14 protein-coding genes and 1 pseudogene are annotated in these 14,426 nt (G+C 71.9%); 10 read left to right on the top strand and 5 right to left on the bottom strand.

Annotated elements, in window-relative coordinates:
- Positions 1-98 precede the first annotated feature (98 nt).
- Together pyrE and IDM46_RS01115 are read left to right on the top strand one after the other, a co-directional pair.
- Positions 99-758, top strand: coding sequence for an orotate phosphoribosyltransferase (gene pyrE, locus IDM46_RS01120; RefSeq protein ID WP_182823337.1), 660 nt, complete (start codon positions 99-101; stop codon positions 756-758).
- A gap of 26 nt (positions 759-784) precedes the next feature.
- Complete coding sequence (locus tag IDM46_RS01115) at positions 785-1,426, top strand: hypothetical protein (RefSeq protein ID WP_185114581.1); 642 nt, start codon at positions 785-787, stop codon at positions 1,424-1,426.
- Here IDM46_RS01115 and IDM46_RS01110 read toward each other — a convergent pair whose 3' ends face one another.
- From IDM46_RS01110 to coaBC, 3 genes and pseudogenes are all read right to left on the bottom strand, one after another.
- The gene (locus tag IDM46_RS01110; RefSeq protein WP_185114580.1) at positions 1,427-3,760 is read right to left on the bottom strand and encodes a phosphomannomutase/phosphoglucomutase; all 2,334 of its coding nucleotides are present in this window, start codon (positions 3,758-3,760) and stop codon (positions 1,427-1,429) included.
- Positions 3,761-3,776: 16 nt separating this feature from the next.
- Positions 3,777-4,235, bottom strand: a complete 459-nt coding sequence (gene dut, locus IDM46_RS01105) for a dUTP diphosphatase (RefSeq protein WP_185114579.1) — start codon at positions 4,233-4,235, stop codon at positions 3,777-3,779.
- Between the two features lie 35 nt (positions 4,236-4,270).
- Positions 4,271-5,487, bottom strand: a pseudogene (gene coaBC, locus IDM46_RS01100) (bifunctional phosphopantothenoylcysteine decarboxylase/phosphopantothenate--cysteine ligase CoaBC).
- A 201-nt stretch (positions 5,488-5,688) separates the two neighbouring features.
- Between coaBC and radC the strand changes: the two are divergent.
- From radC to IDM46_RS01070, 6 genes are all read left to right on the top strand, one after another.
- Positions 5,689-6,363 (top strand): DNA repair protein RadC, encoded by a 675-nt coding sequence (gene radC / locus IDM46_RS01095; protein WP_182823345.1) that lies wholly within the window; start codon positions 5,689-5,691, stop codon positions 6,361-6,363.
- Between the two features lie 97 nt (positions 6,364-6,460).
- Positions 6,461-8,149: an arginine--tRNA ligase gene (argS, locus tag IDM46_RS01090; RefSeq protein ID WP_185114578.1), complete on the top strand. Its 1,689-nt coding sequence runs from the start codon at positions 6,461-6,463 to the stop codon at positions 8,147-8,149.
- Complete coding sequence (locus tag IDM46_RS01085; protein WP_182823350.1) at positions 8,150-8,938, top strand: SPOR domain-containing protein; 789 nt, start codon at positions 8,150-8,152, stop codon at positions 8,936-8,938.
- A 62-nt stretch (positions 8,939-9,000) separates the two neighbouring features.
- Positions 9,001-9,501, top strand: coding sequence for a hypothetical protein (locus IDM46_RS01080; protein ID WP_185114577.1), 501 nt, complete (start codon positions 9,001-9,003; stop codon positions 9,499-9,501).
- Positions 9,502-9,517: 16 nt separating this feature from the next.
- Positions 9,518-10,276: an SDR family NAD(P)-dependent oxidoreductase gene (locus IDM46_RS01075; RefSeq protein ID WP_185114576.1), complete on the top strand. Its 759-nt coding sequence runs from the start codon at positions 9,518-9,520 to the stop codon at positions 10,274-10,276.
- Positions 10,273-10,728, top strand: a complete 456-nt coding sequence (locus tag IDM46_RS01070; protein ID WP_182823356.1) for a DMT family transporter — start codon at positions 10,273-10,275, stop codon at positions 10,726-10,728. Before IDM46_RS01075 ends, IDM46_RS01070 begins: the two co-directional genes overlap by 4 nt.
- Before the next feature lie 10 nt (positions 10,729-10,738).
- Here the strand turns inward: IDM46_RS01070 and speA are convergent, their stop codons facing one another.
- Positions 10,739-12,628: an arginine decarboxylase gene (speA, locus tag IDM46_RS01065; RefSeq protein WP_182823358.1), complete on the bottom strand. Its 1,890-nt coding sequence runs from the start codon at positions 12,626-12,628 to the stop codon at positions 10,739-10,741.
- A gap of 156 nt (positions 12,629-12,784) precedes the next feature.
- On the opposite strand from speA, the gene speE reads away from it, so the two are divergent.
- A complete protein-coding gene (speE, locus tag IDM46_RS01060; RefSeq protein WP_185114575.1) occupies positions 12,785-13,633 on the top strand; it encodes a polyamine aminopropyltransferase in 849 nt (282 codons plus the stop codon).
- A gap of 33 nt (positions 13,634-13,666) precedes the next feature.
- Here speE and IDM46_RS01055 read toward each other — a convergent pair whose 3' ends face one another.
- Positions 13,667-14,005 carry a P-II family nitrogen regulator gene (locus IDM46_RS01055; protein WP_182823362.1) on the bottom strand — a complete coding sequence of 113 codons (339 nt, stop codon included), beginning with the start codon at positions 14,003-14,005 and terminating at the stop codon, positions 13,667-13,669.
- 128 nt (positions 14,006-14,133) lie between these two features.
- On the opposite strand from IDM46_RS01055, the gene IDM46_RS01050 reads away from it, so the two are divergent.
- Positions 14,134-14,424 (top strand): accessory factor UbiK family protein, encoded by a 291-nt coding sequence (locus tag IDM46_RS01050; RefSeq protein WP_182823364.1) that lies wholly within the window; start codon positions 14,134-14,136, stop codon positions 14,422-14,424.
- The last annotated feature ends 2 nt before the right edge of the window (positions 14,425-14,426 follow it).

Genomic DNA, 14,426 nt, shown 5'->3' with positions numbered 1-14,426 from the left:
GCCCGCCGCCGCGCAAGGTTAGCGCACCGTCGGCCGCGTCGTCGGCGCGGTGCGGGTTGTTACCATGGCGGTCCTGTCGCGATCGCAGCCGCCACGCCATGTCAGACCACCGCTCCCGGTTCCTGCAGCTGGCGCTCGACGCCGAAGCGCTCCGCTTCGGCGGGTTCACGCTGAAGTCGGGGCGGACAAGCCCGTATTTCTTCAACGCCGGGCGCTTTGACAGCGGCGCGGCGCTGGCGACGCTGGCCGGCTGCTACGCCGATGCCATCGACGCCGCGGGGATCGACTTCGACCTGCTGTTTGGCCCGGCGTACAAGGGCATCCCGCTGGCCACCGCGCTGGCGTGCGAGTACGCGCGCCGCGGCCGCGACCTGCCGCTGGCCTACAACCGCAAGGAAGCCAAGGACCACGGCGAAGGCGGCACCCTGGTCGGCGCGGCGCTCGATGGAAGGCGCGTGCTGGTGGTCGACGACGTACTCACCGCGGGTACCGCGGTGCGCGAGGCGCTGGCGCTGATCCGCGCCGGTGGCGGCACGCCGGTGGGCGTGGCCATCGCGCTGGACCGCCAGGAAGTGCTGGACGAATCCGGCGACCGGCGTTCGGCGGCGGAGCTGGTCGCCGCCAACGAAAGTGTGCCCGTGGTCGCCATCGCCGGCTTCGCCGACCTGCTTGCGTTCACCGGCGAAAACGCGAAACTGTCAGCCGAACGCGGGCGCCTGCTGGCCTACCGCGCGCGCTACGGCAGCGCGACCACCTGATTCGGCCGACCGGGGGGACGGACACGATGAAGACCACGACGACATGCCTTGCCGCCGCGCTGCTCGCGCTGCTGCCGCTGGCGGCTGCCGCGCAGAAGGCGGCGCCCACGGGCACCGACAAGAAGCTCTACTGCTGGGACGAAGGCGGCGTGCAGGTCTGCGGCGACACGCTGCCGGCCAGCGCCGTCGACCGCGCCCGCACCGAGATCAATGCCCGCAGCGGCCTGCGCACCGGCGCCGTGCCGCGTGCGCTCGAACCCGACGAACGCGCCGCCGCCGCCGCCGCTGCCCGCCAGGCGGCCGATGACGCCGAGGCCGAGGCCGCGCGCCAGCGTCGCGACCTCGCCATGGTGGAGTCCTACGCCACCGAAGACGACCTGCGCCGCGCCTACGGCGAGCGCATCATCCTGGTGGAGGAGGCGCTGAAGACCTCGCAGCTGGGCATGACCAACCTGCGCCAGAGCCTGCTCAACCTGCTCCGCCAGGCCGCCGAACTCGAGCTGCACGCCAAGCCCGTGGGCAAGGTGCTGGCCGACAGCATCCAGACCCAGCACGCCGACCTGCTGCGCCAGCAGGCCACCCAGGTGAAGCAGCTGGCCGACCGCGCGTCGCTGGGCAGCGACCTCGACGACGCGCTCGGCCGCTACCGGGCGATGAAGGGCGGTTGATCAGAACGGAAGCGGCAGGTCCGGGTCGATCGCCAGCAGCTGCGCACGGAAGTCCTCGCGGATGCGGTGCAGGGCCTCCTCGCTGTCGGCGTCGAAGCGCAGCACCAGCACCGGCGTGGTGTTGGAGGCGCGCACCAGGCCCCAGCCGTCCGCCCAGTCGACGCGCAGGCCGTCGATGGTCGAGGGCCGCGCCCCGCCCTCGAACCGCGCCTCGGCCACGAAGCGCTCGACGAACGCGTGCGGATCGCCATTCGGCGCGTCGACCTTGATCTCGGCCGTGGCGATGCCGGTCGGCAGCGCGTTGAGCACCTCGCTCGGCGACTCCGGGCGCGCGGCCAGGATCTCGAGCAGGCGCGCGGCGGCGTAGATGCCGTCGTCGAAGCCGTACCAGCGCTCGCCGAAGAAGAAGTGCCCGCTCATCTCGCCGGCAAGCTCGGCCTCGGTCTCGCGCATTTTCGCCTTGATCAGCGAATGCCCGGTCTTCCACATCAGCGGGCTGCCGCCGTGGCGCAGGATGTGGCTCTGCAGGCGGCCCGTGCACTTCACGTCGTACACGATCACCGCGCCCGGGTTGCGCTCCAGCACGTCGGCGGCGAACAGCATCAGCAGGCGGTCGGCGAAGATGTTGTCGCCCTCGCGCGTCACCACGCCCAGGCGGTCGCCGTCGCCGTCGAAGGCGATGCCGAGGTCCGCGTCGAAGCGCTTCACCATGTCGATCAGGTCGACCAGGTTGTGCGGCTCGCTCGGATCCGGATGGTGGTTGGGGAAGGTGCCGTCGATCTCGCAGTACAGCGGCTCGACCGTGGCGCCGATCGCCTCGAGCACGCGCGGGCCGATCTCGCCGGCCACGCCGTTGCCGGCATCTACCACCACCTTGATCGGGCGGTCCACCTGCACGTCGGACGCGATGCGCTCGACGTAGTCGTCGGCGATGTCGCGCTCGGTCACGCCGCCGGGCTGCGCCGCGGTGTGCAGGCGGTCGTCGGCGATGCGCGCATGGAGGTCGGTGATGGCGTCGCCGTACAGGGTCTCGCCGCCGATCACGATCTTGAAGCCGTTGTAGTCCGGCGGGTTGTGGCTGCCGGTGACCGACACGCAGCACCCCGTGCGCAGGTGGTAGGCGCCGAAGTACACCACCGGCGTCGGCGCCATGCCGATGTCGATCACCTCGCGGCCCGCCTTGCGCAATCCGGCGGTCAGGCCGGCGACCATGTCGGGCCCGGACAGGCGGCCGTCACGGCCGATCACGATGTCCTTCAGGCCCTTGTCGTGCATCAGGGAACCGATCGAATGGCCGATTAGCTCGGCCACGCCGACATCCAGCGACTGGCCGACGATGCCGCGGATGTCGTAGGCGCGGAAGATGCCCGGGTCGATCATCACCGGCGCCGGCTTCGGCGCGTCGCGCACCGCAATGCGTACGCCGTCCGCGCCGTGGCCCTCGCCATCGACGCTGCCCGGTTCGGCCACCAGCGCCTGCTCCAGCGTCGGCGCATCGCCATGGTCGACCACGCGCGGATCGCCGATGCGCGCCGGCAGGCGCCAGGTCAGGTAGGCCAGCAGCAGCATCAACGTGGCGACCACGAACGCCGGGATCGCCGACAGGCCGAACGGCGTGGTCGCCGGTGGCGGCAGCCCGGCCGCGATGCGCAGGCCGGTGCCGGGCACGGGGACCGCCATGCGTTCGGCGGCGTCCGCATAGGCGGCATCGCCACGCTCGACCAGGTTGAAGCCGCCCTGGCGCAGGGCCAGGTACGTCGACGACGGCACCTCCACCGACTCCAGGCCGGCGGTGGCACGCGCCAGCGGCAGCCGCACGTAGGCCACGCCGACCACGTCATCGCCGACACGCGCCGGCGCGCCGAGCGCCACGCGGGCGGCGTCGCCGTCGCGCACGATCCACAACACCGACGCGCCTTCGGTCAGCGCCGCCTCGGCCACCGCGACGCGACCGTACCCACCCTGCGCCAGTCCGGCATAGGGTTCGACGAGATCGGTTGGCAGCACTTCGGCATGTTCGACATGCGGCCAGTCGCGACCAAGCGCGGTACCGGCCGCGCGCAGGTCACCGGCGGCCAGCGCCGCCTGCACGGGCGCCGAGGCCATGCGTTCGTCCAACCGTTCCAGCTCGCCCTTGAGCGTGCGTGCGGTGAGCTGCACCGCGGTGTCGCGGTTGCTGGACAGCGCGCTGCGGCGACCATCGTCCACCGTCTGCCGCCAGCCCGCCCACGCCAGCCACAGCGCGACCAGCACCAGCACAACGGCGGCCGCCGGCAGCCACGGCCTGGAGTGCGCCAGCAGCACGCGCGCCTTGTTCGGTTCGTTCTCGGACATCGTTTCCCTTCCCCGGTCAGCGCGTGCCGGTGTGGCCGAAGCCGCCGGCGCCACGCACGCTGTGTTCGAAAGTATCCACCACTTGCAGCTGCACACGCACCACCGGCACCAGCACCAGCTGCGCGATGCGGTCGCCGGGCTGCACCGTGTAGGCATCACCGGAGCGGTTCCACAGGCTGACCATCAGCGGCCCCTGGTAATCGGCGTCGATCAGGCCGGTGCCGTTGCCCAGCACCAGCCCGTGCTTGTGGCCCAGCCCCGAGCGCGGCAACACCATGGCACACAGCTGCGGGTCGGCGATGTGGATGGCGATCCCGCTCGGCACCAGCGCGCTCGCCCCGGGGGCCAGCAGCAGAGGCGCACCAATGACCGCGCGCAGGTCCATGCCGGCGCTGCCGTCGGTGGCATATGCCGGCAGCGGCCAGGCATCGCCGATGCGCGGGTCGAGGATCTTCACTTCAAGCGTCTGCTGCATGGCGTCCGGTCGGCGGCGGGGGCGGGGCGGGCTGGTCAGCCGAGCCGCTCGACGATCACGTCGAGCAGGGCGGCGGCGAGGTCGTGTTTCGGAGCCGGCCCCAGCGTGCGCTCGCCGCCGGGCCAGTAGAGGTGCAGGGTGTTGTCGTCGGCGTCGAAGCCGCTGCCCGGCACGCCGACGCGGTTGCCGGCGATGAGGTCGACGCGCTTGCGGACAAGCTTGTCGCGCGCGTTGCGCTCGACGTCATCGGTCTCGGCGGCGAAGCCGACCACCAGCCGCGGCCGCGCGGCATGCGCGGCGATGTCGGCGAGGATGTCGGCGGTGCGCACCAGCTCCAGCACCAGGCCGTCGTGGCCGGGCTGCTTCTTGATCTTGCCGGCGGCCACGTGCGCGGGAGTGAAATCCGCCACCGCAGCGGCGCCGATGTACACGTCGGCCGGCAGCGCGGCCATCACCGCGGCATGCATCTGCGCGGCCGAACGCACGTCCTGGCGCGTCACGTCATCGGGTGTCGCCAGCGTGCCCGGGCCGGCCACCAGCACGACATCGGCACCCCGGCGCGCGGCCTCGGCAGCGATCGCGAAGCCGGTCTTGCCGCTGCTGCGGTTGCCGATGAAGCGCACCGGGTCGAAGTCCTCGTACGTCGGGCCGGCGCTGACCACGATGCGCAGGCCGCGGAGCGACACCGCGCTCACGCGTCGGCCGCCGCCAGCGCGGCGACGATCTCCAGCGGCTCGCTCATCCGCCCGGGGCCGGATTCGCCTTCGGCCAGCGGCCCGTCGGCGGGGCCGACGACCTGCGCGCCGCGTTCCCGCAGCAGCGCCATGTTCGCCTGCGTGGCCGGGTGCAGCCACATGCGGTGGTTCATGGCCGGCGCCAGCGTCAGCGGCGCGGCGGTGGCCAGGCACAGCGTGGTCACCAGATCGTCGGCAAAGCCGTGTGCCAGCTTCGCCAGGGTGTTGGCAGTGGCGGGTGCGACCAGCACGCGGGTCGCCCAGCGCGCGAGTTCGATGTGCCCCATCGCCGCTTCCGCCGCCGGATCCCAGAGCGACGTGCGCACGGTCTCGCCGGACAGCGCCTGGAAGGTGGTGGCGCCGACGAAGTGCGCGGCGTTCCCGGTCATCGCCACGCGCACGGTGGCGCCGGCGTCGCGCAGGCGGCGCACGAGGTCGGCGGCCTTGTAGGCGGCGATCCCGCCGCAGACGCACAGCAGGATGCGCTGGTCGTGGAGAGTGGCGTGCTCGGTGCTCATGCGGCCTTCGGAGTGTCCTGACGCGGCAGCGGTCGCTCAGCTTACCCGAAGGGCCAGCGCCGCCCGGCGGCGGCAGGCGGCGCGATGGCGTGCAATGGCTCCACGTCGGCCGTCGGCACGGACCCCCCGGTCACTGTCCGCCGCGGTCCACCCCTGCCGCGCCCGCGCCGGCGGCCGACGACCCTTTCCGAGGCGACGCCCATGCACATCCGCGACTGGCCCAGCGGCGAACGCCCGCGCGAGAAACTGCTGGCCCGCGGCGCGCCGGTACTCTCCGACGCCGAACTGCTGGCGCTGTTCCTCGGCTCCGGCGTGCGCGGCATGGACGCGGTCGCCACGGCACGCCAGCTGCTGGCAGGCCACGGGCCGCTGCGTCGGCTGCTCGAGCGTCCGGCCGCCGAGCTGGTCAAGCTGCCCGGCCTGGGCCCCGCCAGCGCCTGCCAGCTCGCCGCGGCGCTCGAGCTCTGCGGGCGCTACCTGGCGGCGGGCCTGGAGCGCGGCGAGGCGCTCACCGATCCACAGGCCGCCGGCCGCTACTTCGCGCAGCGCCTGCGCGGGCATGCCAGCGAAGTATTCGCCGCGCTGTTCCTGGACACACGGCACCGCGCGCTGGCGTTCGAGGAGCTGTTCCGCGGCACCGTCGACGGCGCCGAGGTCCACCCGCGCGAGGTCGTGCGCCGCGCGCTGGCGCACAACGCGGCGGCGGTGATCGTGGGCCACAACCATCCCAGCGGCAGCGCCGAGCCCAGCGCCGCCGACCGCGCGGTCACCGCCCAGCTCAAGCAGGCCCTGCGCCTGGTCGACGTGCGCCTGCTCGACCATTTCGTGATCGGTGACGGCGCGCCGGTGTCGCTGGCGGCGCGCGGCTGGGTCTGAGCACCGGCTGCAGCCATGTCGCGTCGCGCGGGCAGGCCCGGCCGCGCCGGGGCGCTCGCGTACAATGGCCGGCCGCTTGCCCTGCTGCCCGCCCCCCGTGAAATCCAAGCTCCAGGCCCTGGTAGACCAGGGCATCGCCATCCTCCGCGAACGCGGCACCCTGCCTGCCGACCTGGCCACGCCCGCATTCGTCATCGAGCGGCCCAAGGACCGCACGCACGGCGACTTCTCGAGCAACGCGGCGATGGTGCTGGCCAAGCCCGCGCGCAGCAACCCGCGCGCGATCGCACAGGCGCTGGCCGAGGCCATCCCCACCGGCGGCGACATCGCCGCGGTCGAGATCGCCGGCCCCGGCTTCCTCAACTTCCGCCTGGCGCGCGGCGCCTGGCAGCGCCAGCTGCGCGAGGTGCATGCGCAGGGCGCCGCCTACGGGCGCAATGACAGCGGCGCGGGCCGCGTGGCCGGCGTGGAATACGTCTCGGCCAATCCCACCGGCCCGCTGCACGTCGGCCACGGCCGCGCGGCGGTGATCGGCGACTGCATCGCGCGCGTGCTCGACGCCAACGGCTGGAAGGTCGCGCGCGAGTACTACTACAACGATGCCGGCGTGCAGATCGAGAACCTCGCGCACTCGGTGCAGGCGCGCGCCAGGGGCCTCACGCCTGATGACGCGGGCTGGCCCGAAGCCGGCTACCGCGGCGACTACATCGCCGACGTCGCGCGCGCGTTCCTCGATGGCGCCAGCGTCGACGTCGAAGGCCACGTGGTCACCGGCAGCGGCGACGCCGACGACTTCGACGCCATCCGCCGCTTCGCCGTGGCCTGGCTGCGCAAGGAGCAGCACGGCGACCTCGCCGCGTTCGGCGTCGACTTCGACGTGTATTTCCTGGAGTCGTCGCTGTATGCCGACGGCAAGGTGGAGGAGACCGTGGCCGCGCTGGTGGCCGCAGGCCACACCTATGAAGAGGGTGGCGCTCTTTGGCTGCGCAGCACCACCTTCGGTGACGACAAGGACCGCGTGATGCGCAAGTCCGACGGCACCTACACCTACTTCGTGCCCGACGTCGCCTACCACCTCGGCAAGTGGCAGCGCGGCTACGAGCGCGCCATTACCGAGCTCGGCGCCGACCACCACGGCTCGCTGGCGCGGGTGAAGGCCGGCCTGCAGGCGCTCGATGCCGGCATCCCGCAGGGCTATCCGGAATACGTGCTGCACCAGATGGTCACGGTGATGCGCGGCGGCGAGGAAGTGAAGCTCAGCAAGCGCGCCGGCAGCTACCTGACGCTGCGCGACCTGATCGACGAGGCCGGCCGCGATGCCACGCGCTGGTTCCTGGTGGCACGCAAGCCCGATTCGCAGCTGGTGTTCGACATCGACCTGGCGCGCAGCCAGTCGCTCGACAACCCGGTGTACTACGTGCAGCTTTCGCACGCGCGCATCTGCGGCCTGCTGCGCCAGCTCGACGAGCGCGGCCTGGCGTTCAACCTCGACAACGGCCTGGCGCAGCCGCTGGATCTCGACAGCCCCGCCACCCACGCGCTCATCACCGCGATCTCGCGCTGGCCGGAACTGCTGGCCGTGGCCGGGCAGCTGCTCGAGCCGCACCTGGTGGCGCAGTACCTGCTCGAGCTGGCACAGGCGTTCCAGACGTATTACAACGACCATCAGTTCCTGGTCGACGACGGCGACCTGCGCGACGGCCGCCTGGCCCTCGCGCTGGCGACCCGACAGGTGCTGGCGAACGGACTCGATGTGCTGGGCGTGCAGGCCCCGGAGGCGATGTAAGTGGCAGTCAAGCGTGGCAAGTCCCAGGCCCGGCGCAGCGGGGGCGGCAACGCGTCGCTCCCCGGCTGGGCGTGGATGATCATCGGCGTGCTGCTGACCATCGTGGTGGTGGTGGCGGCGCCCAAGCTGCTGCGCTCCGACGGCGAGGACGGCTTCTTCCGACCGCGGCCCAACCCCGACGCGCGGCCCGCGCCGGCGACCTCGGGTGCCGACGACAGCGTGGCCGCCGAGACCCCGGCGCCGGCGGTCAGGCCTGCCGCGCCCGCGGCAGAGCCCGAGGCCGCCGAGACGACCTACGACTTCTACACGCTGCTGCCCGGCCAGGAAGTCGCCATGACCGACGCCGAGCTGGCCGCCAGCGCACGCGCAGAACAGCAGCGCCAGCAGGTGCTGCTCGACCAGGCGCGCAAGGCCGGCCAGCAGCCGGAACCGGTCGCCACGCCCAATCCCGATGCCGCCGATCCCGCGCCGGTGGCCGAGGCGCAGCCGAAGCCCGCCGCCACCCCGGCGGCCCCCGCCGCGCGCAGCCCCGCCGCCCCGGCGGTGGCCGCCGACGGCGCCCGCTACATCCTCCAGGCCGGTTCCTTCGGCAGCAGCAGCGATGCCGACGCCCTGAAGGCGCGCATCGCCCTGCTCGGCCTCAGTGCGCGCGTCGAGCCCGCGCAGATCGACGGCCGCACCATGTACCGCGTGCGCATGGGCCCCTACGCCACCGCGTCCGAACTCGCCGAGGCCAAGCAGAAGCTCGGCAACGGCGGCCTGCCGGCGCTCGCCATCCGCGCGCAATAACCGGCGATCGCGGCGGCTGAGACCGGCAGGGCGCACGCTGTGCAGGCCCTGGAGGACCCGCGATGCCGATCGAAGCCGCACTCATCAAGCCCGTGGTCGATGCGCTGCTGGCGCTGTTCCGCCAGGGCAGCGACATCCAGCTCAAGCGCAACGCCGAGGCCGCGCTCCGCGAGGCGATCCGCGAACTGCTGATGGCCAATCCCGACGAGAACCGCGCCGAGGCGCGGATCGCGATTGCGCGCGCCGCCGGGATCCTCACCGAAGACATCGTGCTTGCCGAGGACATGCTGAAGAAGCATCGCGCCACCAAGGCGCGCACCGCCGGCAAGTCGGCCACCGGGCGCAGGCGCAAGCCGGCGGCGGCCGCCGCGGATGTGCCAGCCAAGCCTGCGCCCGCGCGCAAGGCAGCAGCGGCCAAGGCGCCTGCGAAAGCGACCGGCGCCACCACGAAGGGCGATGCGGCGGCCAAGCCCGCGGCCCGGTCGTCGAGCCGCGAAAAACCGGCCACGCCCGACGCACCTCCCAGACCAGGCAAGCCAGCCAGGCCGGCGCCAAAGGGCTGAGGCTTACAATCGGCCGATGGACAGAACCCTGCTGGTCACCGGCGCCACCGCCGGCTTCGGCGCCGCGATCGTCGACCGCTTCGTCAGCGCCGGCTGGCGCGCGATCGCCACCGGCCGCCGCGCCGACCGCCTGCAGGCGCTGGTCGACCGCCATGGCGCCGAGCGCATCCACGCCGCGGCCTTCGACATCCGCGACCTGGACGCGATGCAGGCGGAACTCGCCGCCATCCCTGCACCGTTCCGGGACATCGACCTGCTGGTCAACAACGCCGGCCTTGCGCTCGGTACCGCGCCCGCGCAGTCGAGCGACCTCGGCCAGTGGCGGCAGATGATCGACACCAACGTCACCGCGCTGGTCGCCATGACCCACCACCTGCTGCCGACGCTGGTGGCGCGGCGCGGCGCGGTCGTCAACATCGGTTCGATCGCCGGCCTGTACGCGTATCCCGGCGGCAACGTCTATGGCGCCACCAAGGCCTTCGTCGACCAGTTCTCGCTCAACCTCCGCTCCGACCTGCACGGCACCGGCGTGCGCGTCACCGTGGTCGAGCCGGGCCTGGCGGAAACCGAGTTCACACTCGTGCGCACCGGCGGCGACCGCGCGGCATCGGACACGCTCTACGCCGGCACGCAGCCGATCACCGCGGCCGACATCGCCGAACAGGTCTGGTGGGTGGCCAACCTGCCGCCGCACCTCAACCTCAACCGCCTCGAACTGATGCCGGTGAGCCAGTCGCTGGCCGGCCTGCAGATCCATCGCGGCCCCGCGCCTTGAATACCTGGCTGGCGATGCTGGCCATCGTCCTGGTCGGCGCGATCCTCCCGCTGCAGGGACTGATCAACGCGCGCCTGTCGGTGGCCCTGCACGGCGTGGTGGCCACGGCGTTCGTGTCGTTCCTGGTCGGCGTGGTGCTGCTGGCGGCGTGGCTGCTGGTCACGCGCACGCCGCTCGGCCCGGTGCCCGGCGCGCGCTTCCCGCCGTGGATCTGGCTGGGCGGCATCCTCGGCGCGATCTACGTGGTGGTGTTCACGCTGCTGATCGGCCGCGTGGGTGCCGCGGCCGCGATCTGCCTGGCGGTGCTGGGACAGGTGCTCGCGTCGCTCGCACTCGACCACTTCGGCGTACTGCAGGCGGCCCGCCCGGCGGACTGGACGCGCATCGCCGGCGCCACCCTGGTGCTGGCCGGCGTGCTGCTGGTCGCGGCGCCGTGGCGGGCGCCGGCCTAGGGCCCCGCGCTCAGCCCTGCGGGGTGTCGTCGAGGTAGGTGTAGCCGGTAAGGCCGGCTTCCAGGTCCGCGGCCAGGCGCGCGGCCTCGTCGGCGGGCAGGCCCGCGGCGGCGACCTTGTCGGCATAGCTTCGGCGCAGGTCGTCGAGCTGGTAGCCCACGTAGTCGAGCATCACGTCGGTCGTGTCGCCGCGGCGCTGCTGGGTGATCGCGTACGCGTCGCCGTCCACCTTGACCGCGATGACGTCGGTGTCGCCGAACAGGTTGTGGATGTCGCCCAGGATCTCCTGGTACGCACCCACCAGGAAGAAGCCGAGCCGGTACGACTCGCCCGCGCGCAGCTCGTGCAGCGGCAGCGAGGTGTCGAGGTCCTCGTTCTGCACGTAGGTGTCGATCTTGCCGTCGGAGTCGCAGGTCAGGTCGGCGATGATGCCGCGCCGCGTGGGGCGTTCGTGCAGGCGCTCGATCGGCACGATCGGGAACACCTGGTCGATCGCCCACACGTCGGGCATCGACTCGAACACGCTGAAGTTGACGAAGTACTTGTCCACCAGGCGCTCGCTCAGCTCGTCGAGGAACGGGCGGTGGCTCTTCTCGTCGTACGTCAGGCGCGCCTTGACCGCGTGCGCGATGGCGTAGAACAGGTCGTCGATGCGCGCGCGGTGCACCAGGTCGAGCTGGCCCAGCGCGTACAGCGACAGGCCCTCGGCGTGGAAATGCTGCGCCTCCTGCAGCAATTCGATCGCCGGGCGCTGGTCGAGCTCGGCGTGGATCTCGCGCAGGTGGCGGATGACCATCGGCTCGTCGTCGTGGGCGTCGGGCACGCGGCCTTCCGGCGCGGCTTCCACCTCCGACACGTTGGCCACCAGCACCGCGTGGTGCGCGGTCATGGCGCGGCCGCATTCGGTCACGATGCGCGGCGGCTTGAGCCCGGCTTCGGCGCAGGCGTCGGCCAGCGGCTGCACGATGTTGGACGCGTACTGCGCCACGCCGTAGTTGACCGAGTTGTAGCTGCGCGAGCGCGTGCCCTCGTAGTCGATGCCGAGGCCGCCGCCGACGTCGACGTAGTCGATCACCGCCCCCAGCTGCGACAGCTCCACGAAGTAGCGCGTCGCCTCGCGCATGCCGCGCGCGATGTCGCGCACGTTGGAGATCTGCGAGCCCATGTGGAAGTGCAGCAGCTTCAGCGCGTTGCCGTGGCCGGCGTCGCGCAGCGTCTTCCACAGGTCGAGCAGCTGCCGCGGGCTGAGGCCGAACTTGGCCTTGTCGCCGCCGGAGTTCTGCCACTTGCCCGCGCCCAGCGAAGCCAGGCGCATGCGCACGCCGAGCACCGGCGCGACGCCCAGCGCCCTGGATTCCTCCATCACCAGGCGCAGCTCGGAGGGCTTCTCCACCACGATGAAGGTGTTGATGCCGAGCTTGCGGCCGATCAGCGCCAGGCGGATGTATTCGCGGTCCTTGTAGCCATTGCAGATCACCAGGCCACCCGTGCGCGACAGCGCCAGCACCGCCATCAGCTCGGGCTTGCTGCCCGCTTCCAGGCCGAAGCCCTCGCCGGCGTGCGACGCCAGCGTGCCGGCCACGCCCTGGTGCTGGTTGACCTTGATCGGATAGACCGCGGTGTAGCCGCCGTCGTATTCCCAGTCGACCTGCGCCTGCGCGAACGCCGCCTGCAGCTTGCCGAGCCGGTCGCCAAGCACGTCGGGAAAGCGCACCAGCATCGGCAGGTTGGCGCCCTGGGCGAGTGCGGCGTCGATGACGTCGGGCAGCACCACGGTGGGGCCACCCGCGCCGCGCGGACGCACCACCACGCGGCCCGCGTCGTCGGCGTCGAAGTAGCCCGAGGACCAGTGCGGTATCGAATAGGTCTTGCGGGCTTGGTCGATGGACCAGGCGGTCATGGGCGCAATCCGGAAACGTGGCGGAGGCGCGCATTCTAGCGCCCCGCGGCCGCGCGCCCCGTCGACGTGGCAGCACGGGGTGCGTGGTCGGCGAGGGTCGGGCCGGGCGCGGTTGCTACAATGCGCGGCTTCACGCCCCCGCATCCCGGACGTCCCATGAGCGCCCCGCACTGGTTGTACGAGAACTTCGAACCCGCCGGCTCCGCCATCGGCTACCGCGTCACGCGCAAGCTCGACGAGGTGCAGTCGCCGTTCCAGAAGATCGAGATCTTCGAGTCGACCGACTGGGGCAACGTCATGCTGATCGACGGCGCGATGATGGTCACCACGCGCGACAACTTCCTCTACCACGAGATGATGACGCACCCGGCGCTGTATACCCACGCCGACCCGAAGCAGGTGGTGATCATCGGCGGCGGCGACTGCGGCACGCTGCGCGAGGTGTTGAAGCACCCGGGCGTCGAGAAGGCCGTGCAGTGCGACATCGACGAGCAGGTCACGCGGATGGCCGAGAAGTACTTCCCCGAGCTGTGCGAATCCAACGGCGACCCGCGCGCCGAAGTGATGTTCGACGACGGCATCGCGTACATGGCGAACTGCGCGCCGGGCAGCCTGGACGTGGTGATCGTGGATTCGACCGACCCGGTTGGCCCCGCCGAGGGGCTGTTCAACAAGAGCTTCTTCGAGAGCTGCTTCCGCGCGCTCAAGGACGACGGCATCCTGGTGCAGCAGTCGGAGTCCCCATTGGTGCTGCTGGAACTGATCCAGGCCATGCGCGCGGAGATGGGCAAGGCCGGCTTCGACAGCTTCCAGACCCTGCCGTTCCCGCAGCCGTGCTATCCGACCGGCTGGTGGAGCTGCACGCTGGCGCGCAAGGGCGGCCGCGGCTTCGATTTCCGCGAGGCGGACGCGCGCGCCAAGGCGTTCGCCACGAAGTACTACAGCGCCGACATCCACAAGGCCGCACAGGTGCTGCCGCCGTTCGTGGCCGAAGCGCTGGGCTGAGCGTCCGCGGCGCGGCGTGATGCGGCTTCGCGCCTAGAGCGCGTCGCCGTCGATCTCGCCGGTGCGGATGCGGACCACGCGCTCCAGGTCGTACACGAACACCTTGCCGTCGCCGATCTTGCCGGTGCCGGCGGCTTTCAGGATCGCCTCGGTGACAAGCTCCGCCTGCTCGTCGCTCACCGCGACCTCGAGCTTGATCTTGGGCAGGAAGTCGACCACGTACTCGGCGCCGCGGTACAGCTCGGTGTGGCCCTTCTGGCGTCCGAAGCCTTTCACCTCGGTCACCGTGATGCCGGCCACGCCGGCCTCCGACAGCGCCTCGCGCACGTCGTCGAGCTTGAACGGCTTGATGATCGCCATGACCATCTTCATCACGCACTCTCCCCTTTCGCTGCGCGCAGCATAACGCGACCGGGGATTCACCCACCCACCCGCGCGGCCCGGGCCGACTGCGCGCCGCCGGCGGCCGGAGCAGGATGCAGGCACCACCGGAGACCACCATGATCGACCTCAGCCACATCGACGACCTCGCCCGCCGCCTTGGCAGCCTGGTGCCCCCGGGCCTGCGCGAGGGCCGCGAGGAAATGCAGGAGAACTTCAAGTCGGTGCTGCAGGCCGGGCTGTCGCGGCTGGAGCTGGTGACCCGCGAGGAGTTCGAGGTGCAGCGCGCGGTGCTGCTGCGCACGCGCGAGAAGCTCGACGCGCTGCAGGCCCAGGTCGCGCGCCTGGAAGCCGAGGCCGCACAGTCCCCGCCGGGCGGCCCGCTGCCCGGCACCCACGTCCCGCACTGAGC

Origin of the sequence: Luteimonas sp. MC1825 (assembly GCF_014764385.1) — a bacterium.
Lineage (GTDB): Bacteria > Pseudomonadota > Gammaproteobacteria > Xanthomonadales > Xanthomonadaceae > Luteimonas.
Note: the sequence above shows the minus strand (reverse complement) of the source record. Positions and strands in the feature narration are given on the sequence as shown.

Excerpts from the sequence above, each read along its gene's own strand:
- IDM46_RS01055 (WP_182823362.1), bottom strand. The coding sequence starts at position 14,005 with ATGAAGATGGTCATGGCGATCATCAAGCCGTTCAAGCTCGACGACGTG.
- speA (WP_182823358.1), bottom strand. The coding sequence starts at position 12,628 with ATGACCGCCTGGTCCATCGACCAAGCCCGCAAGACCTATTCGATACCG.
- radC (WP_182823345.1), top strand. The coding sequence starts at position 5,689 with ATGCACATCCGCGACTGGCCCAGCGGCGAACGCCCGCGCGAGAAACTG.
- dut (WP_185114579.1), bottom strand. The coding sequence starts at position 4,235 with ATGCAGCAGACGCTTGAAGTGAAGATCCTCGACCCGCGCATCGGCGAT.
- IDM46_RS01080 (WP_185114577.1), top strand. The coding sequence starts at position 9,001 with ATGCCGATCGAAGCCGCACTCATCAAGCCCGTGGTCGATGCGCTGCTG.
- IDM46_RS01050 (WP_182823364.1), top strand. The coding sequence starts at position 14,134 with ATGATCGACCTCAGCCACATCGACGACCTCGCCCGCCGCCTTGGCAGC.
- pyrE (WP_182823337.1), top strand. The coding sequence starts at position 99 with ATGTCAGACCACCGCTCCCGGTTCCTGCAGCTGGCGCTCGACGCCGAA.
- IDM46_RS01115 (WP_185114581.1), top strand. The coding sequence starts at position 785 with ATGAAGACCACGACGACATGCCTTGCCGCCGCGCTGCTCGCGCTGCTG.
- speE (WP_185114575.1), top strand. The coding sequence starts at position 12,785 with ATGAGCGCCCCGCACTGGTTGTACGAGAACTTCGAACCCGCCGGCTCC.
- IDM46_RS01075 (WP_185114576.1), top strand. The coding sequence starts at position 9,518 with ATGGACAGAACCCTGCTGGTCACCGGCGCCACCGCCGGCTTCGGCGCC.
- IDM46_RS01110 (WP_185114580.1), bottom strand. The coding sequence starts at position 3,760 with ATGTCCGAGAACGAACCGAACAAGGCGCGCGTGCTGCTGGCGCACTCC.